This is a genomic window from Sporofaciens musculi, assembly GCF_009830285.1.
Lineage (GTDB): Bacteria > Bacillota > Clostridia > Lachnospirales > Lachnospiraceae > Sporofaciens > Sporofaciens musculi.
The window spans coordinates 4,546,244-4,569,220 of sequence record NZ_WUQX01000001.1; the positions used below are offsets into that span (position 1 = coordinate 4,546,244).

Consider the following 22,977-nt stretch of genomic DNA (forward strand, 5'->3'; position numbering starts at 1 on the left):
ATATCCAGCGCATGTTCGGAAAACCGTATGGCATCATTGCATATCCATATAAAATCATAATCTTTTTCCAATCCATACTGTTGAAAAATCCTATATACTTTTGCATTTGAATGTATCTCTGCCGGCATCCGTACATAATATATATCCGGTACATTTTTACAAAATTTGCTAATAACAGAATATGTCTTATCATCAGGACTTGAATCATAATAATAAATATCCATGCCATGCTTTTGATAATATTCTGAATACTCGTACAAGAATTCATATACACATTCATGTCTTTGATATGTTGGTATACACAACGCTATACGGACCATTTTCTACCTCCACTGCCAAGCAGGATATTACATTTGTAAACTCTTTATAATCGTCCTGATTCCGTCGTTAAAATCTGTCTCTGGATGCCAGCCTGTGTCTCTTTTTAATTCTGATGTATCCGCACACAGATACATGGTCTGATTCTTTCCATATGGTATTGTCCCAAAACTTAGATTTCTTCCAGGCGCAGCAATATCTCTTATTTTTTGGATATAATCCTTCAACGGCCTTGTCGTTCCGCTGCCCAAAACATATATTTTTCGGTCAATACCCATTTTGCCCAGAAGATACAAAGCCTTTGCAGCATCATCACTATAAAGATAATCCCACATCTGCTCTCCCTTTGTCAGTTTGGGCTCCATCCCCTGACGCAGCTTGTCAATTGTGTACATGATCATACTCCCTGCGCTGTCATTTGGACCATATACACTCAATATCCGAACCCATATATGCTTTAACTCTAGCTGAGCTGCATATTCTCTTGTCATCTGGCCTGCACATAATTTCGCATATCCATACCCCATATTGGGAAATACAGGAGTATCACATTGTAATGGAACTTCACAATTCCCATACTCTGCCTGTGAACCTGCGCCTATAAAAGTCTGACACCCAAATTTTTTTGCCGCTCTGACCGCATCCAAGGCATATTTTACATTTTGATTCTGTATGTACATATCATTTCTTTCCGGGCCGGATGCTCCCCTCCACGCCAAATGATAAAAGATATCATAAACTTTTCCAGTATCATTCTCTACGTCGGCTAACTGCTCTAAAGAACAAAACTTTATGTGTACAAGAGGATGGCATGGAATATTTTGATTTCTCTGTGAATCCACTCTTAAAAACACAAGAACTTCAATTTTTTTATCAATCAGTTTTCTCACTAATGCAGTACCAATCGCTCCCGTTGCTCCTGTTATAATAACGCGTTTCATATTACCTCGTCGTTCCTCATCTCGTATAACTCATTTTTACTTCCATATATTCATCTTTCCCTAAAAAAGGCGCCATGTCGTCAATTGAGGGGGAAACAATCCTTCCGTCAGGAAGCACTTTGGATGATGCTTTTGGTGCAAAGCTTTGTCCTTCATCTACAAAAACTTCGCATATTACAACCCCTTCCTCTTTTAAGACTTTCCGAATTGCTTCCTCTGCATGCTTCTGTTTCATAATCTGATAATACGGTATCCCAAATGCCTCTGCTAACTTCTTATAATTAGGAATTGCAACGCCGCTTTCACAATTTACCCCTACAAGCGGCTCACCAAAATTATTTTTTTGAGTCTGCCGTATCGAATGATAGCCATTATTATTATAAATAAATATCTTTACGTTCAAATCATAGTATTTCACAGTCGGCAATTCCTGAATATTCATCATAATGCTGCCGTCGCCTTCCAAGCAGATTACTCTCTTTCCTTCCAAAGCAACAGCCGCTCCAAGAGCCGCCGGCAAGCCATATCCCATTGCTGCACACCCTGAATTACAGAAAAGCCTTTGCCCCTGTTTAATCTCACTTACCTGAATCGGTATCACACAAGAGCTCCCGTTACTACAGACAATCGTATCCTCGCAATTTAATTCACTATACAAATAATGAGTAAATACATAGGGATTAATATTTTTCTCATTTCCAAAATATGTATTTAAAACAACTGGATATTTTACCCTAATCTCCTGGCACCATTTCAGCCATTTATCATGAACCTTGGGCCTTTCATACGCACATTTAAGCAATTTATGAAGCACATCACAAACGTCTGCACATATTGCCAAATCCGGCTGATAAGTGGGCTTATGAAGCTCAGCCTCATCAATATCTACCATTATCTTATATGCCTTTCGGGCAAAATCTCCTCTGGTATATCCAACCATTCTCACATTCATACGGCATCCAAGTGAAATTAGACAATCACTCTGCTGAACAGCAAAATTTCCCGCTCTGCATCCCAAAGTACCTGGCACGCCTACAAAGTATTCACTGGAATATGGCAATATATCATTTGCTGCCCATGCCGTCACAACAGGAATTTTTAGTCTTTCAAGTAACTGCAAAAACTGCTTTTCTGATTTGCTGTATCTGATACCATTTCCGGCCAAAATAAGGGGCGCCTTTGCCTGTGTTATTTTTTGCAATATAAATTCAGCCTGTGTGAGTGAAAACCTATCCCTATCTTCATGTATTTCCTGCTCAGGACAAAAATGGACTAAATCTTTCGTTTCAATCTTGTCTCCTTGAATATCCAACGGAATATCAATCCAGCACGGTCCTCCTTTTCCCTGTTTACACAAATACAATGCTTTTTCCAAATGATATGCTATTTCATTTTTATCTGTAACCATGACACTATATTTCGTAAAATTTTTAACCACACTGATTATGTCAAATTCCTGATCGCCCAACTGTCGCAGATTGAGCTCTCGGCAACTGGACACTGTCATTTCTCTCTTGACTTGTCCGGATAAAATAAGCATCGGAATTGAATCCAGCCAGCCTCCTACAACGCCTGTAATCGCATTTGTTCCTCCTGGTCCGCTTGTCACGCATACGCTCGCAATCTTTCCTGTTAATCTTGCATAGGCCTCTGCAGCTATTGCACTTGCCTGCTCATGATGATTATAAATACACACAAGCCCCTCTTTATGCCCGAACGCGTCATTTAAGTGCATCGCCCCGCCGCCTGTGACTGTGAAATTGTGTTTTATATCATTATTAACCAGAAAATCAGCAATATATTTTGCTACCTTCAACTCCATGCCTTCTACCTTTCCCTGTCATATTTTGATGATGTAAGAAAATTTACCGTTAATATCTCAGCAATACTTTGCAAAAATGTACTTGTATAACTATTCAAATATTCTGCTTTTTGTTTTACAAAATCGTATTCCATATTTTGATTATAATAATTCGATTCTTCGCTTGAATAACCATCAAACCCTGCTAATGTCACTTCTTTACAGCCCACATGAATAAGGACTTTCAGAAACATTACAAGAGAGTTATCAATAATCTCTGCCTCTTCATCCATTAATCCGCTAAAATTTAATACCATTTCAAACACTTCATCTCTGGTACCTGTCACATTCGACGTTGCAATAATTGAATAATTCTCCTGGCTTAATTTTGTTGCTAATTGTGTATACCTCTTAGAGTTGCTCAAAAAAATGTAATCCAGCCTAAAACCGTCGGGAATGTAGTTAATTGCAATCACAAACGGGTGCTTCTCTTGTATGTATCGAACGATAATTTTTCTCTCTGTATTTACTGTAACACCAGGTCCAATCAGAAGAAGCTTTTTCCCGCTAAGCTTATCTTCTAATTTTTTCCAGGAAATCTCGTCATTAATTTCATTTTTTTGATATTCTGCATACAATTTTTCTATATACTTTTTATCATATAAAAGCTTCTTTTCACCTTGCAGTTTTGACAGGACCTCGTTTACTGACTTAACAGATAATGTTTTCTTGTTAAGTAAATATGTTACATAATTGGGATGACAATTATTAGAGGCTGCCAGGTAATAAAACATATTGTACCCCCATCTTACAGGAGGATGAAACTGTGTGATATTCACATCAATTGCCTCAAGGAGCTGACTGATGTGATATTTTTTACCAAACCCATGATTCATATGCATCGCAATAAGTTCAATGGGAACATTGCCCGCTCCCTTTCCCATACCATAAAGGCTTCCGTCTACCATCAGAGCCCTTTCAGTTTTGTTAGAAAGCATGGCAATACAATTCGCATATCCCATTTGAAAATTATTGTGACCATGATATCCAAGCATAATCTCAGGATTTAAATGTTCATTCAAAAGCCTGAAATAGTGAAGCAGATGGTCTTGGTGCATCAGCCCATAGGTATCCACCATTGATACAGCCCAAGGCTCTACCTGATTTGCCAGGCTTATCAATGACATCATTTCTTCATCGCTGTAGCTTGTCACTGACACAAGCTGTACAAAAACTTTATATCCTTTCTCTTTCAAGCTTTTACAGAATCGTAACGCTGGCTCACGCAAATGCTTTTTAAAAATCACGCGAATTCCGTCAAGATAGCTTTTGTCGCATGGACGAATATTTTCGAGCCCACAGGTTCCAAAATCAATCATGCCAACTACCATCGTCTGCTTTCTCTCCAGCTTGCCGTATATTTTCCCGACGCAGTCCGTATTTGGCATGATACTTCTATTCAAATCAAATTCACGGCGTTCGTCTAAAAATCCTATTTCAACCATTTCTATGCCTGCGCCGACAATTCTTTCAAAAATACTAACCAAATTGTCATGGCCAAAATTCCAGTCGTTTATATATCCGCCGTCACGCAATGTACAATCCAATAGATGTATGCTTCCCATGTCCCCTCCCTATTGACCGACTGCCTCCACAATCACTTTTGCCATGTAATCAATCTTCTCATCTGTCATTCCTGGATAAACACCCACCCAAAAAGAGTTGTACATAACAAAATCTGTTATTTTCAGTTCTCCTGCCACACGATATGCGTCTGTTCCTCTTATTTGGTCAAAGCATGGATGCTTAATCAAATTCCCGCTAAACAGTAACCTTGTCTGAATATTATGTGCTTCAAGATACCTGATAATCTCATCCCGTTTCAGTCCGACACCTTCTCTAACGCTAAGTAAAAATCCAAACCAAGATGGCTCGCTGTTTTCTGCTGCTTCAGGAAGAATAACCTTGTCTGAAATCGTCTCTAATTTTTTGCGCAGCCGTTTCCAGTTCCTCTTTCTGGCTTCCATAAATGTTGGAAATTTTTTTAACTGCTCCACGCCTATTGCTGCCTGCATATCCGTGACCTTCAGATTATATCCGAAATGGCTGTACACGTATTTGTGATCATACCCCTTCGGCAATTCTCCAAACTGTCTGTCAAAGCGCTGTCCGCAAACATTATCCATCCCTGACGGACATACACAGTCACGTCCCCAGTCACGAAAACTTTTTATTAGCTTATTCAGCACTGGATTATTCGTATAGGCGCAGCCGCCTTCTCCCATCGTCATATGATGCGGAGGATAAAAACTGCTTGTACCAATATCCCCCCACGTTCCGGTAAACCTGGTCTCTCCATCAATCGTATACCGGGTTCCAAGTGCATCACAGTTGTCCTCCACAAGCCACAGATTATACTTGTCACAAAATACCTTAACCTCCTTCAAATCAAAAGGATTTCCCAAAGTATGCGCAATCATAACCGCCTTTGTCTTAGAGGTATAAGCTTCCTCAAGCCTTGTCACATCAATATTATATTGGGGTACCGTAACATCCACAAATACCGGAACCGCACCGTATTGAAGTATTGGCGCAACTGTCGTTGGGAATCCACAGGCAACAGTAATTACCTCATCCCCTTGTCTAACCTGCCTGTCTCCAAGCTCTGGCGCCGTTAACGCCATAAATGCAACCAGATTTGCCGATGAGCCGCTATTAACCAGATTCGCATAGCGCACCCCAATCCACTGTGCAAAATATTTTTCAAATTCCTCTGAGAAACGTCCTGTAGTCAGCCAAAAATCCAATGCTGCATCTACCAGACTGCACATTTCCTTTTCATCATAAATACGGGATGCATAAGAAATTCTCTCCCCCGGCGTAAACTCTTTTTCCAGTTCTGGTTTTTTAAATTCTCTATAATAATCTGTTACTAATTCTTTAATCTGATTTCTAGCTTCGATTTCATTCTTCCAAGTTGTCATGTTTTTCACCTTTTTACTGTAATCTACTCTGCCCTCTCCTGTTGTGAACACAGGAACTCCTCAATCTGAATATCCATACATGCCCGCACATCCCCTCCTGAAGCCCAACATTTCGTCCACTCAACCGTTTTTTCAACCGCCTTCTCTATGTTCCATCGGGGAGCCCATCCTAAATTTGCCTTTAATTTTGAACAGTCCAATTTCAAACACCCTGCTTCATGCGGACCGCCGCTATACTCATTCACCCGTTTTAAGCCGCCTCCCCAATGTTTTATAAACAAATCCGCCAACGTCTTTGTACAAACACAATCCTGCATTTCCGGCCCGACATTATAACAGCCTGAAAATTTTTTATCTGTATACTGCATTGCAGCGATTAAAAGATACGCATATACCGGTTCCAATACATGCTGATAAGGTCTCGTAGAATATGGGTTTCTTATGAAAATATTTCTTCCTTCTACAGCGGCACGTACACAATCTGGAATAATTCGGTCTTTGGCAAAATCTCCGCCGCCGATTACATTCCCTGCCCGTGCGGTAGATATTGAAACACTTTCATTATCCCCAGAAAAAAATGAATTTCTATAACAGTGTGTGACTAACTCTGAACAGGACTTTGAATTGGAATATGGATCATATCCATTCAATTCCTCATTCTCCCGATATCCCCATTCCCATTCTTTATTCAGATAAACCTTATCTGTTGTTACATTCAAAAAGGATTTTACACAGGTTTTGCTTCGGACACATTCCAAAATATTTACCGTTCCCATCACGTTTGTTTCGTATGTATAGACCGGATTCTTATAACTCTCCCGAACAATGGGCTGGGCTGCCAGATGTATCACAATATCCGGCTGGGCTTCTTTAAAAACAGTCTTTAACTGCTCCAACTTCCGTATATCTCCAATATTTGAATTGATGTCTTTTTCTAACCCGCTCATCTCAAAGAGTGCCGGCTGCGTCGGCGGCTGCAAAGCATACCCTGTAACCTCTGCACCAAGATAAGACAGAGTCTTGCACAGCCACGAGCCCTTAAAACCGGTATGTCCGGTTATGAATACTCTTTTATCCTTATAAAAATCTAATATTTTATCCTGCATTTTGCCTTTTCCCTTTTATTTTTCGCCTATGTGTCAGTCAGCCCAGGTCTTCCATGGCGCATTTTTGCCGTCCCACAACCTTTCCAACAAATCCCTCTCTCTTTTCGTATCCATGCATTGCCAAAATCCCTTGTGGTAAAATCCTTTTAATTCACCTTTTTGAGCCAGCTTTTTCATGGGTTCCTGTTCTAAAACAGTACCATCATCATGCAAATAATCGAATATCTCAGGATTGCAGACCATGAAGCCTCCATTTACAACCGCCCCGTCGCTCTCCTCTTTTTCACGGAATGATACGATCGTACTGTCCTTATTTATATCAAGAACCCCTTTTTGCTGCGCAATATTTACAGTTGTGAGGGTCACCGTCTTTCCATGACCTTTATGGAATTCCAATAGCCGGTTAATGTCTACATCAGCAACTGCATCACCGTACGTCAAGAAAAACGGCTCATTATTTACATAATTCTGTATCCGTTTTATTCTTCCGCCAGTCATTGTATTCAAACCAGTATCTGCAATCGTAACCCTCCAGGGCTCTGATTCACTCTTGTGAACAATTAGTTTATTATTCTCCCTAAAATCAAAGGTTACGTCACTCGTATGTAAATAATAGTTTGAAAACCATTCTTTTATTACATCCTGTCTATATCCTGCACAAATAACAAATTCCTGAAAACCATAAGCAGAATAGTGCTTCATGATATGCCACAAAATAGGCATTGCTCCTATTTCCACCATAGGTTTAGGTTTAAACATGGATTCTTCTGCAATCCTTGTTCCATACCCTCCTGCTAAAATCACTGTTTTCATTCTTATACCCTTATTCAAAAACCACACAATCCAACATATTGTTTTTGCTTTTTATTTTCTCAATATATTTCTCAACTTCTTTGACTCCGCTGGTCAAAACTGCAATAATAACCAGAGTGTTCTCGCTTTCTAAAAACGCTTGTGCCTCCTGCACCGGATATCCTAACAAGGAATCTGGGTTTCCCTGCTTTCTCGTCACTACAAAACCATCAAAATCCATCTCTATATCCTTCAATAGCTCTGCACACTCCACTGCATGCCGTCCAGCTCCGTAAATCATTATTTTCCATCCCAAATAACGCGCCTTATTAATTCTTCTCACGATCCTGTGGCAGCATATATATTTTGATACCCCAAAGGGCAACAGCGCAATCATTGTATCTGTCCAATACGCCTCCGGGCATATGACTTTCATCCATTTTCTATACCTTAAAAAGCTCCTGATCCCGTATTGACCGCTCTTTTTATACATAAGCAGTTTATATTTTGTCAGAAACCATCTATCCTGGGTTCTTAGCGCCTGATATTTCGTATGATACATATCAGGCAGCATTAAAATATTGCTCCCCCAACATTCTGTACAAATACGAATTGTATCCTTATCCCAACTTGTTTTTTGGTACCTTAAAAAGTCCAGAAAGCATTCCCTCAAAAGCTCTAATTTACAAATTTTTATATTTTCAATCTGTGCTGCACGTTCAAAATAAAAACCAACATGAGCATAATTTAAAGTCTTCTCTTGTAAATATTTATCCGAAATAACTTTCCAATCTGTTCCTTTTAAAAAGTTTTTACTTTTACTATTGATGCTCCAAAGCTATTAAGCGGCCAGGCGCCCAGCACCAGAAATTCATCCAGATTTTGTATCTGTGTTATCCGATATGAATTACTTTGCATATTAAGCAAATAGAAGTCATATTCTTTTTCTAATGCATACAAAATGTAAGACAGCGCGGCCGTCTCCATACATACCGTATGATCGTGAAGCAGCCATATATAATCATATTCTGTAAGCTCTGCATCCCTAAAAATCTGATAAGCCTTTCTGTTTGGATGAACAGCATAATCTATTTGTTCATAAAATAGATTTTCGTACCCCTTATTTTGGTACTCTAATACAAGGGATTTTGTGTCATCTTCATTACTTGAATCATAGATTCGGATATCTATATTCAGTTTTTTCAGCATCTCTATCTCCGTGCTTAATACCCTTGCTATACACTTACTGCGGTTACATGTAGGCATACAAATACAAAGCTTCATATCCATTTTTTTCTCACTATTAAAATAACTATTAAAATTGTACTCTCAGTTTTTTACCAATTTGACCGCCAGGATGATTGCGCTTAAACTGTCCAATATCTAATTTCATCTTATTTGCTATCATCATAGCCAATCCCTGCAGCATAATCAGATTGATTGTAGTTGAATTATTCGGCATTACATTCCACAAATCTCCCTCATGCCGCAGGTCCATCACAATAACATTATCTATCTCTTTTGTGAGCGTACTTTCTTTCTCAAAGGTAAGCAACCATATATTCACTCTCCGCTGTTTTAACAGCCTTACAAGATTTACAGATTCTTCCGTTTCGCCGCTTTTCGTCAGTAAGATTACCATATCTCCATCTTTTACGACCCCCATATCTCCATGAACAGCAGAATTTGTATGAAGAAAACATGCTTCATATCCCATAGAAATCATGGACCCTACAAATTTCTCACAGATTGGAACATTTTTGCCAAGCCCTGATGCAATAATCTTATGTCCTTTTTCTAAAGCTTCCGTCGCATCTTCCACCCATCTCTCAAATATATTCTCATCCAGAGAATGTATGGAATAGTTAAGTTCCTCCATCTGCTTCTCAAAATAACGAATCATAATACTTCCTCCAGATAATACAAACCATTATAAAATGCCCCGCAAATTGAATCGTAATCATGCCACGCATATGTGGTCAAGGAAAGCCATATCACTGCATGAAGAAGCTTAATTTCTTCCGGTTTTGTCCCTGTCATTTCAAAAAAATCTGACTCCATATCTTCCCATTGATTTGACTGAACAGTAAGACAGACTTCATTCTCTCCTATCTCCAGCTCAAATTCCCTTCTGTTAAAACGGTCATAATTCCCTACAATGGAATAATAAAGCTTTGCCCAGTCATAACGGGGATCACCGTATAGCTCGGTATATCCAAAATATCCTCTTGGATCAATCAGAACCGGACTTTTATCTCTGCGCAGCATCATGTTGGAAAACGTACAGTCTCCATGAATAAAACAAAAAACTTCACAGGTAAGCTGCTCCAGCCTTTGTTCTAATTCTCTCTTGTAATAAAATACATTTCTGCACTTTCGTCCATTTACCGTAATATACCGTTGATTTGCAAAAGGCACCAAATCTCTGATATTCCCTATACGTCCAAAAGTTTTATTGAAATAAATCTCCTTACAACTAAAGCTGTCTGCTTGAATCTGCTCTGCTTTATGAAGCGTCTGCAAAGATATTATCAGCTTTCTTAATATTTCTTTTTTCTCTGTATAAGAAAACGAGTCTTCATAAATATTCTTACCTTCTATTCGTTCTATTTCCAGTGGATTAAACCCATAAATCTCAGGAAGATTCTTTATTCCTATTTTTTTCGCCTTATCATACCATGCACATTCTCTTTCAACTAATTTTTTTCCATGTGCATCCCTGCCTTCTTTGACCACTTTATCTTCTTTTATGATGATCTTATTAAACGGGCGGCATTTTTCCATTTCCATTTGGCTATATTCTTCAAATACACCAAATTCTTTTGTTCCTGCCAATCCGATTTCTCTGTACGTCATTTTGTTTTCCTGCATCCAGCGCACCAGCTCGCCTCTTGGGGCCACTGTCTTTATCTTTTCTTTTTCTGTAAAAAGAAAAAAACCCGCCACGCCATGTTCACAGGAGCTTTCCTCCAAAAATTTGCCCTCCTTATAGGACCACCTACATGAAAAAGTCTCAGAAATGCCTATATAGTCCTCTTTGGGATATACTTCCTTCGGAAAGTCTCTGTACCCTGTCGGCATCTCAAAATCGTCAGGTAAAATCAAATCTGACCATATTAATAAAAATGGCTCTTTCTCCGGTATCAGGCTGATTGCCTGCTTTACTCCTGCACAGGTTCCGTCTCCGTCCGCGTCAACAAGCTGATATTTCACATCTGCAAATACTTCCAAATATTCACGCATAACTTCTTTTTTATAATCTGCTATAATGATAAATCGCTTGTCGGGATACTTCCTGAAAAGATGAAAAAGCATCGGCAAATTTCCTACCGGTACGAGGGCTTTCGGTTTATTTCTGGTAAGATGTTTTAACCGTGTTCCCTTACCGCCTGCCTGCACAATGATATATTTCATCATAACTTTTCTCCTGTTTTAGATTATCCTTCTTCATATTGTCCTTTCTCTCTGATACAAATTTTCCACTGTTTATATCTTCATCAATCTGACATAATACATAGTGTTAGGCTGAAACGCATAACGCGCCCCAACCTAACACATCAGATTTATATAAATATTTATCTAATTTATATTTAAATAAGGCACATTGGTCATCATTATAGATGATGCAGATTCTTCTGCTTCGCTCCCTGCTACATCATGATTTGTCATCAACCGCAGGTTGATGACCTGCGTGCGCATTCGCGCACTTCCTTTTATATTTGTCACCAACCGCAGGTTGATGACCTGCGTGCGCATTCGCGCACTTCCTTTTATATTTGTCACCAACCGCAGGTTGATGACCTGCGTGCGCATTCGCGCACTTCCTCTTATATTTGTCACCAACCGCAGGTTGATGACCTTTTTCATGTTCGCAAGGTCTTGGCATACCCAATACTCAGATAATTTCCTTTGCATATATTATGGCACATACATGAAGGTGTATCTGACTTCTAATGCCGTCCATATTTTATATATCATGAACACTATTCTTAGTCCTTTCGGTAAAATTCTGATTCCTCATCAGCATTTATCTAAAACAGTTGTTCTTATGATCCATCTTCTGCTGCAACACTTAAAATCTGCATTGCTGAAAATATCCTTTAGGATTCAGTACTCCATCCCCCTGCCCCCTTTTCTTCACATTTCGGGCAGTATTCACTTTTTCTTCCTCCTGATATCCACATTTAAGACAGACAAATTTTCCTCTTTCCTTCTTTCCAATATGTCCGCACTCACTACATTCATTACTAATATCCTTACCGAATACTTCCACAAGCTCTACAGCCTGTTCTTGACACTTCTGCAAAATACGCTTCCGTATATATCCTCTCTGCCACTGTGCCACAGAATGATTAATCTTCTTATTCACACCTCCTGCACAGGGCTTCGGCAACTTCACAATATAGATAACCTGAGGCTTTTCTTCCCTAAGGAAACAGTTTAATTCCTGATTGATATAGCTGTGCAGCTTTTCTTCAAGACGCCTTTTCTTGGCATAATACTTTTTTCTGCCCGGATTCTCATTTCGATTCCGGTTATATCTTGCCGTTTGTTCACGAATCCAGTCTGCATACTCAATCTGGTATCTCCCCAGTTCTTCTCCGTAATGCTTCCCTGCATCCGTCGTCAGCATAGTATATACCCCCAGTGCCACTCCTACATGATTTTGATAATCCCTGTGGTCGTGAACCGTTACTTTAATCGGAACTTTAATCTCAATGTTATGTTTCTCTGGAAATAATTTAACATATAACTGACTCTTATACTGGTTATTATCTGTCAACGGAACAAAGACACGTTTTCGTTTTTCTTTTATGGAAATATATATACCGTGGTCTGCATATCGGTACGCCCTCTCTGCTATGGCAAAGCCGTCAGTACTCTCTGTATGGAGTTTCATATGATATTTCCGAACCTGTCTGCACAGATAACGGTTCAACCGGTCTGTATTCACCTGCGCAGAAACGTTTTCATACTGCTTCTGCAACGTTTTGGGAAGCTTTACAGTCTTTTGGTTCAATACTGCCTCGAATGCATTGTTCACCTTAAGCAAAAATCTAAGATAGTGTTTATCGTCCTCTGAAAACCCTTCTTTCTGATTCAGGAGCTTTAGAATCTTTGTCTTTGTACGTGTCCACTGGCATTTGATATCACCTAAAGCATCAAAGATTGCCAGATAAAAGTATACGGAAGGCATCCCAAAAGTTTCTCGAAGCCCGCTGCTTGTCATCTCGTTTTGAACCGTATAGCCAGGATAGAGTTTAGATAGGCTGGCTATGCCTCCGAAACGTGTATATACGTAGTTTTTCACTTTCTTATAATCCCTGGCAATCTCCAAAAGCTTCTGCATATCAGCCGCACTGACTGGTTCTCTATTGTACTGATGAATAGTTTTACATACCTTTTCTGACGGCATCTTTACTTCCCCCAGATTGGAAAACTTTGTGATTAACGAACAAGCATTTTTCTGGGCATACCGTAATGCATACCCTTCGGGTGGGTGGACTTTGTCCAACAATGTATACTTTTTCGTAATGGTTTTTTTGGAAAAATTTTTAGACAGATATTACAAAAAATGTGTGTTAAGTTTATTGACGAATTGTCGATAATATATTAGAATAGTTAAAAAATCAATGGAAATTACCATTACGAAAAAGTATACTTTTCCGTAATGTTTTAAGCTACTTTTACCGTAGGTTTCAACATTGGCCTTTCGGTAAAAGCTGTTTTTTTCTAATTCATCATATTTAAAATTGTCTTTTTTCATTCATATAAAATCATATAAAACTTCATATGTCCCATATTGCAAGGGACCCCCTTTCAATGGTATAATTTATCCACGAAAAAATTTAGGAGCATAAAGGACGGAACACAAATGAAGAAAAAAATATGCAGATTGTTTTTAGGCATTCTATTCATTATATCGCTTGCAGGATGCCGCACAGACAAAAAAACAGCCTCTGCAGATACAGAACCCCAAAAAGTTGAACTGGTAGTCTGGGGCGCGGAGGAAGACACGGAGCTGATGAACCAGATCATCCAGAAATTCAAGGTAAAGTATGGGAATCAGGCAGATTTCCAGATTACTTTCGAGGTTCAAGGAGAATCCAATTGTAAGGACGTATTGATTGGCGGGCTGGAAGAAGGCGCAGACGTATTTACATTTGCAGACGACCAGCTTCATGCCCTGGCAGCGGCAGGAGCCTTAGACCCCATTGAGAACGAAGATAAAATCAAAGCAGACAATCTTCCAAGCGCTGTGGAGGCAGCCTCAGTAAATGGCTCTCTGTATGCTTACCCACTCACGGCAGACAACGGATACTTCCTATATTACAACAAGCAGTATATTTCGGATGAACAGGCTAAGACAATGGATGGAATATTACAAGCGGCAGCGGCAAACGGCAAACTATTCTCAATGGACTGGTCTTCCGCATGGTATGTATATTCTTTCTTTGGAAATACAGGCTTGAAAGTCGGACTAAATGACGATGGAATCACTAATTACTGCACATGGAACCAGACGGATGGCTCCGTTCGGGGCATCGACGTAGCCCAGGCAATGCTGCGGATTGCAGGCAGTTCGGGATTCACCAACCGGACAGATGAAGGTTTTCTCGACGGAGTAAAAAACGGCTCCGTCGCTGCAGGCGTCAGTGGTGTCTGGAATGCGGTGGAAATTACAAAGGCATGGGGTGAGAATGTAGGGGCCTCCAAACTGCCCACCTATACCTGCAATGGCAGTCAGATACAGATGGCTTCTTTCTCCGGCTGTAAACTAATCGGCGTGAACGCTTACTCCGCCCACCCCAAATGGGCTGTTCTTCTTGCCGAATGGATTACCAATGAGGAAAACCAGCGGCTGCGTTTTGAAATGCGCGGACAAGGCCCCTCCAACATCAAGGTTGCAGCTTCTCAGGAGATTCAGCAATCTCCTGCAATTGCCGCACTCTTAGAGCAGTCAGAATTTTCACAGTTACAGTGGATTGGCGGAAAATTCTGGGATCCCGTTTCAAAATTTGCCGGAAGCATGGCGTTAGGGAACCCTTCCGGCCAGGATTTACAAGAACAGTTAGACGAGATGGCAGAAGGTGTTTCTGCAAGATAGATATAATATGTCGAAAGGATTTGTTAAAACATTATGAAGAAGAAACTCCGTATACAACAACGTCTGATACTTCCCATCATCCTTCTGGGAGTTGTGGCATTTATCTCAAACATCCTGTCTGTTTTCAGCATTAATAATGTGAATTCTAATGCTTCAAAAATTGTAGACAACTATATGGTGGGCTCTGAGACATTGCAGAATATTCGCCACTCTATTACGAAAATCCATGAGATTGCTCTGTCCCATATTGTGGCGGCAGACTACAATACGATGATCACCATTGTAAGCGAGATTAAGGAAGAAGAAAAAATACTGGAGGCTTTTTTAAAGGAGTACAAAAACTATATCACAGAAGATGAAAAGGAAATCTACACGCAGCTTCTGGAAAACTACGACTCTTTTAAGCATTCCCTGGTCTTTCTTGTATGTGCAAGCGCAGACAGCAAGACCAAGGACGCCTATGCATATGCTAATGGTGATGTAGCAAGCTTTGGGAAAGCTATGGAGAACAACGCTGAGGAGCTGTATAATGCTGTCAGCGCCCGTACTGCTGCGGCGCGAAAGCATCTTCTTGCCGTCTATATCATTTCTCTCATCATTACAGCGGCGTCCATCATAACCTGCCTGTTATTGGTGCTTGCCGCCGTACGAATCATACGGCAATATGTTATCACGCCTATTAAGGGTACGGTGGATACTCTGCAGGAAAGTTCAAAAACCCTTGATGAAGTAACAGGGGAAGTATTGAAGCATACCCGCACATCGAACAAAAGCGCAAAAGGGCTGTCCTCTCTTGCCGATTCTCTGTCCATGGCAATTCAGAAGGTGGCAAATAATGCAGCAAACATCAACCACAGTGCATCTGACATAAAAACAGATGTTCATGACATGGCAGAGGAATGCAGTGCAATTACAGAATACTCAACTGCAATGAAGATACGCGCAAACGACATGGAGGCTACGGCACAGACCAACACCGACGCCATTCAAAAGAAGGCGACAGACATTCTGGCAGTGCTTGGAGAAGCAATCGAAAACAGCAAAAGTGTAGACCAGATAAATAGTCTGACCAAGGATATTATGTCCATTTCGTCAACCACCAATCTAATTGCCCTTAACGCTTCGGTAGAGGCAATGCGAGCGGGTGAAGCCGGAAAAGGATTTGCGATTGTCGCAAACGAAATCAAAAGTCTGGCATCTTCCTGCGGCGAAACTGCCGAACGCATCCAAGAGGTTAATAAGGTCGTGACAGAAGCTGTACATAACTTATCGGGACATTCTAAGGATATGGCAGATTACCTAAGCGAAACCATCTTGACAGAGTTTCAGGAATTTGTTCGTTCCGGCAGACAGTATAAAGAAGATGCCGATTATGTAAAAGAAATGATTGACGCATTTAACAGCAGAGCTGACAGGCTTCGACATTCCATGACAGAGATTGCCGATTCCATTGGAAGCATTACCAAAGCCATTGATGAGGGCGCCGCAGGAATTACCGGTGTTGCCGGAAGCACCAAAAGCCTGGTGGAAGATATGGCAGATATTACAGGGCGTATGGATACCAACAGGGAGATTGTGGAAGACCTGAAAAAACAGATGGAAGTTTTTGCAAATTTATAATTATTTAAAGCAAAAAATATAGGAGGATGTAGCCTGCGTAAACTATACCCTCCTATATTTTTGTGCTTTTTTCCAGAAAACTGGCTTTCTAAACGCCTATCCTTTCCTCATTGGCATTATACCTTCCATGACTTATAAGAAAAATATATATCTGTTCATGTGTTATTACAGACCATACCTTTGATACATCTGTTCACGGTATGTCTTATCCATACTAATTTTTTTCAAATCGTCCAGAAGATTATTGTTAATAAGGAGTTGAATCAAAGTCTCCATACGGTTTTCCAGTCTTTTTAATTGTATCTCTTTCTTTTGCATCTGAGACTCCTTCTCATTTATCTGAGATTCCTTCTCATTTATCTGAGATTCCTTCTCATTTATCTGAGATTCCTTCTCATTTATCTGAGATTCTTTCTCCTGAAGCCTTAATTCCTTCTCTTGAAACTGAACTTCCTTCTCCTGAAACTTGAGCTCCTGCTTCTTCCACTCATCTGCAAAAATCTCTTTTATCGCATCACATACCATATTCCCCGCCTCCTCCATTGTCTTCTGATTCGCCCGCATAATCAAATCCATGGCCGCCTGGTATAGATTGGATTCCCTGTGCCCTTTGTACTCTCTCAATAACCGCTTTGTATTTATATCCATTGCCAGATCTCTTTTTAAGCTGCAAAGCCACACGTTTTCTTTGGGCGAGAGCTGTGTGTTCACTATGATCTGCATAGAAATCGGGTCATTTGTCAGTTGGTAAATTCCTTTTCCCTTTCGCACTACCCCAATACCCCTCTCTTTTTTCAACAATTTCAGCATTTTTCTTGGAAAGTGGCTGCATACAAAGGTTATTGTGATATCCTCCATAGAAATCCCATGTACTTTCTCCGTGTTTGATTGATACAGACAGGCATACCCATAGACCTTATAGAAATCATCAATACTCAGATAATCATCCGGACTCTTGTACTCTATTAAGTTGTGTTTACGGAAAATCTTTCCAATATTCTTTTGTATCGGCTTAGCATCTGACTCCTTAATCACCACAGTATCGATTCGCAGCGATTTCTTATATAGCTCATATTCCGAACAAAATCTCAGATGTGCAGATTCTCCCTGAAGCTCAATCTGGAGTGCCGCGTGAAAGCCATCATGCCATTGTAAAATCTCATCTGCCATTCACTACCTCCATTATAATCAATTTTAGATTCGTATGCAAGATTTATAAGTTAGTTAAATATATTAAACCATGGAGATCACCCACACTTTCTTCTCAGATATAAACTTCATAAACCGGATAAATTTCTGATGATTATCAGATATGAAAATAAGATTATATTGATAATAGGATTATATTTTACCATTTACTTGTAAATATCTCAACCATATTTATTCTTCTTTTTTCGACATTTCTAAAATTTCTCCAAAATATTCGTAAAAATCCACCTCTTATGGTATACTCGTACTGATATGCAGACACAAGAAACACCCCTGGCAATACACTTGACTGATGTAACCCTCTGTCAAAACATAAAATATATTCAAAGGGCACGCCATAATTACTGCCCTACATTAGATGAGCTTGGAGTATACACCCATAATCCTGTTTTTCAAAAATTTTGCTCGGAAATCAAGGAAACCTACAAATGCACGGAGAAGCTTGAGTATAGCTGCTGCAGTATGGAGCCAGGATGGAACGTAAAGTTTAAAAAATCAGGAAAATCTCTTTGTACCATATATCCCAGGGAAGCTTACTTTACCGTCATGGTCGTTGTTGGCAGAAAAGAAAAAGAAGCTGTTGACGCAATCCTGCCTGAATGTACTGCCCGACTCAGAGAGATTTACGAGGAGACAAAAGAAGGAAATGGGCAGAAATGGCTGATGATTGACTTAGAAGACCATGATTCCTTGTACCATGACGTACTCCGTCTCATCGAAATCCGCAAAGGCTAAAAGGGGCCTTAAAAGCCCCTTCTTCAACTCTCTGCTCTACCGGATATCGAACACGCTTCTTAACCGTATTCCTTTTGCCTCTCCAGAGATAATCTTTACCCGCTTTTCATCTCCGTTTAAGTCAAAATAATTATCCGACAGAATCAAGTCCTCCTCCTCATTGCGAATCTCCACACTCTTGGCATATGCCCTGGACGATACCACAAGCTCATCCCCCTCTACACGGCAGGAAAGCATAGGGTCCTCGTACCTGAAATATTTAGGATAAGAGAAAATAACCGTCCCGTCCGAGATAACCCTCCCATCCTTTTTCAGCTCATAGCTTACGTACTCTGAAAATACGTCGATTTTCGGCAAAAGCACCTTGTCAAGCCATACACTGGACAGGGCCGGCGCCTTCACCTCCTGCATACCGCCCTCCCTCAGAATCTCTGCCTTCCCATTGCGAACCGCCCATGAAACCTGTACGTACTGATCCTCCATTGTCTCATTAGCCACATTTAAGCGAATCGACTTCTCAAACTCAAAATGCTCTCGATTCATATCCGCCTCCTGGGTCATCATGCCTTCCTCCTGACAGGAGAGCAGAAGGGGTGCAAAGAATCTTTTCTCCGCATAATGCAAAGCCTTCCATCTTCCGCAATAATCCACGGACGACCATGAGATAACCGGCCAGCAGTCATTGAGCTGCCACACGATTGCCCCCATACAGCGTCCTCTGTTCCTCCGGAAATGCTCAACCCCATATCGAATCGCATCCGCCTGTAAAAGCTGAGACGCATAGATTAACGTATCAAAATCCGTGGGATACAGATAAGTCTGCTGCAAATAATTCATAATCTTCCCATTTGCGCCGTAGTTCCGCTGATGCTTTTCCATGACATAGGAAAAAATATTCATATCCTTCGGGTCGTCTGTGAATGTCTCAATCGTCCTTCTGCTGGGAAATGACTGAAATCCGAACTCAGAGGCATAGCGGAAGAAATATTTGCGATACTCAGAAAATGGCTTATTCCCATGCCACACCTCCCAGTAGTGCACATCCCCTCGATTGGGACTGTTGGGCTCATCAAAGGCGCCGCCGGACGATGGGCTTGCAGGCCAGTAGAAGGTCTGAGGGTCGTACTTTGCCAGCACCTCAGGAATCAACTGCTCATACATGATGACATAGTCCCGAACCTCCGTCTTTTTTGTAACCCAGTGATGCCCCTCCTCCACGAACATCTCCATCTCATTATTGCCGCACCATAATCCCAAGGACGCATGATGGCGGAGACGCTTTACATTGTCAATGAATTCCTGGCGGATATTCGCCTTGAATTCCGGCGTTAATTCATACACGGCACAGGCAAACATAAAGTCCTGCCAGACAATTAAGCCTAGCTCGTCGCAGATATCATAAAACCAGTCCTCTGGATAATAGCCGCCGCCCCACACACGGATAGCGTTATAATTCGCCGCCACACATTGTTCAAGAAGCCTTCGGGTAGTTTTTGGCGTAATTCTTCCAAGCAGATGGTCTTCTGGAATATAATCTGCACCCATGGCAAAAATAGCAACGCCATTTACCTCATGGGCAAAGCTCTCTCCCCACTGGTCCCTTTTACGCTGCATGGTCATTGTCCGAAGCCCAATGCGCCTCTCCCAGACATCTACAGGCTCGCCATCCCCATAGAGAGTAACCTTTACGTTATAAAGGGGCTGGCTGCCGTAGCCGTTAGGCCACCAAAGCTTAGGATGCTCAATCAGGATTTCCTTTGGGGAAGCCTGATACCTTCGGATTGTCCGATCTGGTTCTTCTATTTCTACCACATAGAAAGTATCTGCCACATTCGGGATATTTTCCGTACTGCAGACTGCTTCCATATCACACACTTCTCCCTTATCAGAGCAGCTTATCATATTAGGAAAACGTTCCTCTGTGACCTCCAAATGCAGCACAACATTTCCGTCTGCATGCTCCTGCCTGATGTAAACACTGTCAAGCCTTGCCATCTTCACTCCCAGCAGAACGACAGAACGGAAGATCCCTGCATCCGGCAGATGCGCTCCCCAGTCCCATCCGAACATACAGTGAGCTTTTCGCATATGGACGAAGCCATCCATCGCATCCTCTGACCCCAGAGTCCGGCATTTAGCGAATTCTTCTCTTATGAACCGCAATGGCGAGTGCAGCACAATCCGAAGCACATTTTCCTTTTTCCTGAGAAGCTCTGTCACATCAAACTCCCAGACACGGTGCATATTATTTGCCCTTCCAATCCATTCCTGATTCACATAGACATCAGCAATCGTATCCAATCCGTCAAAATGCAGCAGAATCCTATCCTGCGCCATCAATTCCTCGCTTATGTCAAAGCACACCTCATACTCATAGTCATTTTCCATTAAGGGAAGGGCACGAAGCTCATTGTCCTTCCAGAACGGGTCCTCCATCCTGCCGTTTCGCAGTAAATCTGTATAAACCGTCCCCGGAACAACGGCAGGCTGCTCAGGCTCACCCTGACAGCGTAATTTCCAGTTTTTGTCTAAAAATTGTTTTATCATATTCCCTCCCAACCTTTATACCCTGCGGCTATTCATCAATACCGCGGATACTCATTGCACAGCAAACGGTAGGGTTCTTCATCCTCCTCAATCTCTGGGAAACGCCCGATTGGCTCATAAAACCGGTTATCATGTTCATCGTCATTGCACATGGACACTTCCCCAAGAAGTACGTCGCCGCTTCCCTCCTCCACATGAAAATCATGGTACATATACGGATAAATGGTAATACTCTCCCCTGGCGTCAGCCTCACCTTCGTTCCTGCCGGCACAGTAAATTCCCGCCCGTCACAGTTCACAGTAACATCTGTATCGTCAAATTCTCCGTCCTTAGTGGAATTATAAACCGTAATCAGCACATTTCCGCCGCCCCTGTTAATAATATCCTCCATCTTCTTCCAGTGAAAATGCATGGGCGCCATCTGCCCCTCTTTCACAAGGAGAAGCTTCTCTGCATAAGTCTTTGTGTATTTATCTATTTTTAGATTTCCATTACGAATGGTAATCAGGGAGAAGCCTACCTCATCAAATCTTCCAAGTCCATAATCTGTAATATCCCATCCAAGCATATTGTCTCGAATTTCATCATATTCCGCCCCCTTTGTCTTCCACTCGTTTGCAGACCATTTGCAAAAGGGTGGAATCTCAAATCCGTGGGCCTTTATCATCTCCTCCATATGTCTAATCTCTGCATTTATTTTTGAACGCTTCATTTTTGTCTCCTTCCAAGTGGTTTTATACCTGCCTATTTCAGAAATTCTTCTGCCCTACGCCTGGCCTCATCAAGCTCTGCGCCTGAAAGGAACGTAAGCACAAGCCTCTTTTTTTCCGTGGCAAACGGCTCTATCTGATGCAGGCTGTTCTCTTTTATATGATAAGGTTTCCCGTAAACACTGGAATTCGCCGGCTCAAGGCCGATTACATAGTCGCCGGACGCAATAGACTTCCACTGCATGAAATACGGAAGCTCCTTCACACTATATTCTACCTTAAGTCCAATCCCAAGGTTCTTATTCATCACCAGGGCAAACGTATTTCCCTCCTGGTCTGCCGCCATGTCGTGAAGAAATACATACTCCGGCTCATTGTCTTTAGGCGCCTCCATGCGATTCCAATATTCTGCGTTGGATGCCGCCGCCTCATCCCTTGGGGTCACCCTCTTTGTGGGAATCACAATCTCAGAATCCTCACACAGAAGAGGATATCCCACATTAATATGATATAACAGCATCATCGGCTCCCTTCGGAACCCTTCGTTCGTAATTTCATCCTCAATACAGATACGGTTCTCCCCATAGCAGGTCGTAATCCTTCTGCGCAGCGTCAGGTTCTCCCCGAAAAGCTCTGCCTCACGCATAGTCCCCGATATGCTCACAATATAGTCATCCCCCACCCAGCAGGCATCTGCGCCCACATGCTCGGCAGGCGTCGTGCGTATCCGCCCATGCATGGGAAAATCCTTGCCGTCAATCTTACAAGGCGCACAGATATTTTCAAGTCCGCAGGTAAAAAGCATTCCACCCATAATACTGCGCTGGGCCTCCGCTCCATTGGTGTCATAATGATTCCGTCCCATTAAACCAGGTTTTGTAAGGAAGCTCATGTTATGTCCGCAAAAAGAAACATCCGTAAGATCTAGGCATTTATCAGCCATCACGCTGAATTTCAGAGGCCCGTTCTTCACCTCATATGCTTTCATTCCCCTTGCTCTTCCTTCCTCAAATGTAACCGGACGCACATACATAAGCTGCTGCATGCTGCCCACCCGCTGTAATAATTCTTTCTTATCCGCCACAGACCATTCCTCCATTTCTAT

19 protein-coding genes are annotated in these 22,977 nt (G+C 41.5%); 3 read left to right on the plus strand and 16 right to left on the minus strand.

All coding sequences use genetic code 11. The features are described from left to right. Positions 1-347: 347 nt before the first annotated feature. From GN277_RS22955 to GN277_RS23010, 12 genes are all read right to left on the minus strand, one after another. Complete coding sequence (locus GN277_RS22955; RefSeq protein WP_159754255.1) at positions 348-1,259, minus strand: NAD-dependent epimerase/dehydratase family protein; 912 nt, start codon at positions 1,257-1,259, stop codon at positions 348-350. A 16-nt stretch (positions 1,260-1,275) separates the two neighbouring features. Then, positions 1,276-3,081 (minus strand): thiamine pyrophosphate-binding protein, encoded by a 1,806-nt coding sequence (locus GN277_RS22960; RefSeq protein ID WP_159754258.1) that lies wholly within the window; start codon positions 3,079-3,081, stop codon positions 1,276-1,278. Between the two features lie 5 nt (positions 3,082-3,086). Further along, complete coding sequence (locus tag GN277_RS22965; protein ID WP_159754261.1) at positions 3,087-4,685, minus strand: aldolase catalytic domain-containing protein; 1,599 nt, start codon at positions 4,683-4,685, stop codon at positions 3,087-3,089. A 9-nt stretch (positions 4,686-4,694) separates the two neighbouring features. After that, the gene (gene rfbH, locus GN277_RS22970) at positions 4,695-6,044 is read right to left on the minus strand and encodes a lipopolysaccharide biosynthesis protein RfbH (protein WP_159754264.1); all 1,350 of its coding nucleotides are present in this window, start codon (positions 6,042-6,044) and stop codon (positions 4,695-4,697) included. A gap of 23 nt (positions 6,045-6,067) precedes the next feature. Then, positions 6,068-7,150, minus strand: a complete 1,083-nt coding sequence (gene rfbG, locus GN277_RS22975) for a CDP-glucose 4,6-dehydratase (protein WP_159754267.1) — start codon at positions 7,148-7,150, stop codon at positions 6,068-6,070. A 33-nt stretch (positions 7,151-7,183) separates the two neighbouring features. After that, entirely contained in the window at positions 7,184-7,963 is a 780-nt protein-coding gene (rfbF, locus tag GN277_RS22980) for a glucose-1-phosphate cytidylyltransferase (protein ID WP_159754269.1), read from the minus strand. Positions 7,964-7,973: 10 nt separating this feature from the next. Continuing rightward, complete coding sequence (locus GN277_RS22985) at positions 7,974-8,378, minus strand: LbetaH domain-containing protein (protein WP_159754272.1); 405 nt, start codon at positions 8,376-8,378, stop codon at positions 7,974-7,976. Between the two features lie 365 nt (positions 8,379-8,743). Then, on the minus strand, positions 8,744-9,226 hold the full coding sequence (locus GN277_RS22990) for a glycosyltransferase (RefSeq protein WP_159754275.1): 483 nt from the start codon (positions 9,224-9,226) through the stop codon (positions 8,744-8,746). Between the two features lie 31 nt (positions 9,227-9,257). Then, positions 9,258-9,845, minus strand: a complete 588-nt coding sequence (locus tag GN277_RS22995) for an SIS domain-containing protein (protein WP_159754278.1) — start codon at positions 9,843-9,845, stop codon at positions 9,258-9,260. Continuing rightward, positions 9,842-11,359: a sugar phosphate nucleotidyltransferase gene (locus GN277_RS23000; protein WP_159754281.1), complete on the minus strand. Its 1,518-nt coding sequence runs from the start codon at positions 11,357-11,359 to the stop codon at positions 9,842-9,844. Before GN277_RS23000 ends, GN277_RS22995 begins: the two co-directional genes overlap by 4 nt. A 162-nt stretch (positions 11,360-11,521) precedes the next feature. Continuing rightward, positions 11,522-11,809 carry a hypothetical protein gene (locus GN277_RS23005; protein WP_159754284.1) on the minus strand — a complete coding sequence of 96 codons (288 nt, stop codon included), beginning with the start codon at positions 11,807-11,809 and terminating at the stop codon, positions 11,522-11,524. 205 nt (positions 11,810-12,014) lie between these two features. Continuing rightward, entirely contained in the window at positions 12,015-13,358 is a 1,344-nt protein-coding gene (locus GN277_RS23010) for a zinc ribbon domain-containing protein (protein WP_159754287.1), read from the minus strand. A 459-nt stretch (positions 13,359-13,817) separates the two neighbouring features. Here GN277_RS23010 and GN277_RS23015 point away from each other — a divergent pair, with 459 nt between their 5' ends. Together GN277_RS23015 and GN277_RS23020 are read left to right on the plus strand one after the other, a co-directional pair. Continuing rightward, positions 13,818-15,050, plus strand: coding sequence for an extracellular solute-binding protein (locus GN277_RS23015; RefSeq protein WP_159754290.1), 1,233 nt, complete (start codon positions 13,818-13,820; stop codon positions 15,048-15,050). 33 nt (positions 15,051-15,083) lie between these two features. After that, positions 15,084-16,670, plus strand: coding sequence for a methyl-accepting chemotaxis protein (locus GN277_RS23020; RefSeq protein WP_159754293.1), 1,587 nt, complete (start codon positions 15,084-15,086; stop codon positions 16,668-16,670). A gap of 165 nt (positions 16,671-16,835) precedes the next feature. On the opposite strand, the gene GN277_RS23025 is transcribed toward GN277_RS23020, so the two are convergent. Further along, on the minus strand, positions 16,836-17,840 hold the full coding sequence (locus tag GN277_RS23025) for a 3-isopropylmalate dehydrogenase (RefSeq protein ID WP_159754296.1): 1,005 nt from the start codon (positions 17,838-17,840) through the stop codon (positions 16,836-16,838). A gap of 324 nt (positions 17,841-18,164) precedes the next feature. Between GN277_RS23025 and GN277_RS23030 the strand changes: the two genes are divergently transcribed. Further along, positions 18,165-18,614, plus strand: coding sequence for a DUF3788 domain-containing protein (locus GN277_RS23030; RefSeq protein ID WP_244324855.1), 450 nt, complete (start codon positions 18,165-18,167; stop codon positions 18,612-18,614). A gap of 36 nt (positions 18,615-18,650) precedes the next feature. Here GN277_RS23030 and GN277_RS23035 read toward each other — a convergent pair whose 3' ends face one another. From GN277_RS23035 to GN277_RS23045, 3 genes are read right to left on the minus strand one after another with little or no spacing between them, the layout of a single operon-like run. Continuing rightward, on the minus strand, positions 18,651-21,161 hold the full coding sequence (locus GN277_RS23035; protein WP_159754302.1) for a beta-mannosidase: 2,511 nt from the start codon (positions 21,159-21,161) through the stop codon (positions 18,651-18,653). Positions 21,162-21,196: 35 nt separating this feature from the next. Further along, positions 21,197-21,874, minus strand: a complete 678-nt coding sequence (locus tag GN277_RS23040; protein WP_159754305.1) for a D-lyxose/D-mannose family sugar isomerase — start codon at positions 21,872-21,874, stop codon at positions 21,197-21,199. A gap of 32 nt (positions 21,875-21,906) precedes the next feature. Next, on the minus strand, positions 21,907-22,956 hold the full coding sequence (locus GN277_RS23045) for an aldose 1-epimerase family protein (RefSeq protein ID WP_159754308.1): 1,050 nt from the start codon (positions 22,954-22,956) through the stop codon (positions 21,907-21,909). Positions 22,957-22,977: the final 21 nt, after the last annotated feature.

Bases quoted from the DNA above. Each gene is read 5' to 3' on its own strand.
- GN277_RS22955 (WP_159754255.1), bottom strand. From the start codon at position 1,259: ATGAAACGCGTTATTATAACAGGAGCAACGGGAGCGATTGGTACTGCA.
- GN277_RS22960 (WP_159754258.1), bottom strand. From the start codon at position 3,081: ATGGAGTTGAAGGTAGCAAAATATATTGCTGATTTTCTGGTTAATAAT.
- GN277_RS22965 (WP_159754261.1), bottom strand. From the start codon at position 4,685: ATGGGAAGCATACATCTATTGGATTGTACATTGCGTGACGGCGGATAT.
- rfbH (WP_159754264.1), bottom strand. From the start codon at position 6,044: ATGACAACTTGGAAGAATGAAATCGAAGCTAGAAATCAGATTAAAGAA.
- rfbG (WP_159754267.1), bottom strand. From the start codon at position 7,150: ATGCAGGATAAAATATTAGATTTTTATAAGGATAAAAGAGTATTCATA.
- rfbF (WP_159754269.1), bottom strand. From the start codon at position 7,963: ATGAAAACAGTGATTTTAGCAGGAGGGTATGGAACAAGGATTGCAGAA.
- GN277_RS22985 (WP_159754272.1), bottom strand. From the start codon at position 8,378: ATGAAAGTCATATGCCCGGAGGCGTATTGGACAGATACAATGATTGCG.
- GN277_RS22990 (WP_159754275.1), bottom strand. From the start codon at position 9,226: ATGAAGCTTTGTATTTGTATGCCTACATGTAACCGCAGTAAGTGTATA.
- GN277_RS22995 (WP_159754278.1), bottom strand. From the start codon at position 9,845: ATGATTCGTTATTTTGAGAAGCAGATGGAGGAACTTAACTATTCCATA.
- GN277_RS23000 (WP_159754281.1), bottom strand. From the start codon at position 11,359: ATGATGAAATATATCATTGTGCAGGCAGGCGGTAAGGGAACACGGTTA.
- GN277_RS23005 (WP_159754284.1), bottom strand. From the start codon at position 11,809: ATGAAAAAGGTCATCAACCTGCGGTTGGTGACAAATATAAGAGGAAGT.
- GN277_RS23010 (WP_159754287.1), bottom strand. From the start codon at position 13,358: ATGCCGTCAGAAAAGGTATGTAAAACTATTCATCAGTACAATAGAGAA.
- GN277_RS23015 (WP_159754290.1), top strand. From the start codon at position 13,818: ATGAAGAAAAAAATATGCAGATTGTTTTTAGGCATTCTATTCATTATA.
- GN277_RS23020 (WP_159754293.1), top strand. From the start codon at position 15,084: ATGAAGAAGAAACTCCGTATACAACAACGTCTGATACTTCCCATCATC.
- GN277_RS23025 (WP_159754296.1), bottom strand. From the start codon at position 17,840: ATGGCAGATGAGATTTTACAATGGCATGATGGCTTTCACGCGGCACTC.
- GN277_RS23035 (WP_159754302.1), bottom strand. From the start codon at position 21,161: ATGATAAAACAATTTTTAGACAAAAACTGGAAATTACGCTGTCAGGGT.
- GN277_RS23040 (WP_159754305.1), bottom strand. From the start codon at position 21,874: ATGAAGCGTTCAAAAATAAATGCAGAGATTAGACATATGGAGGAGATG.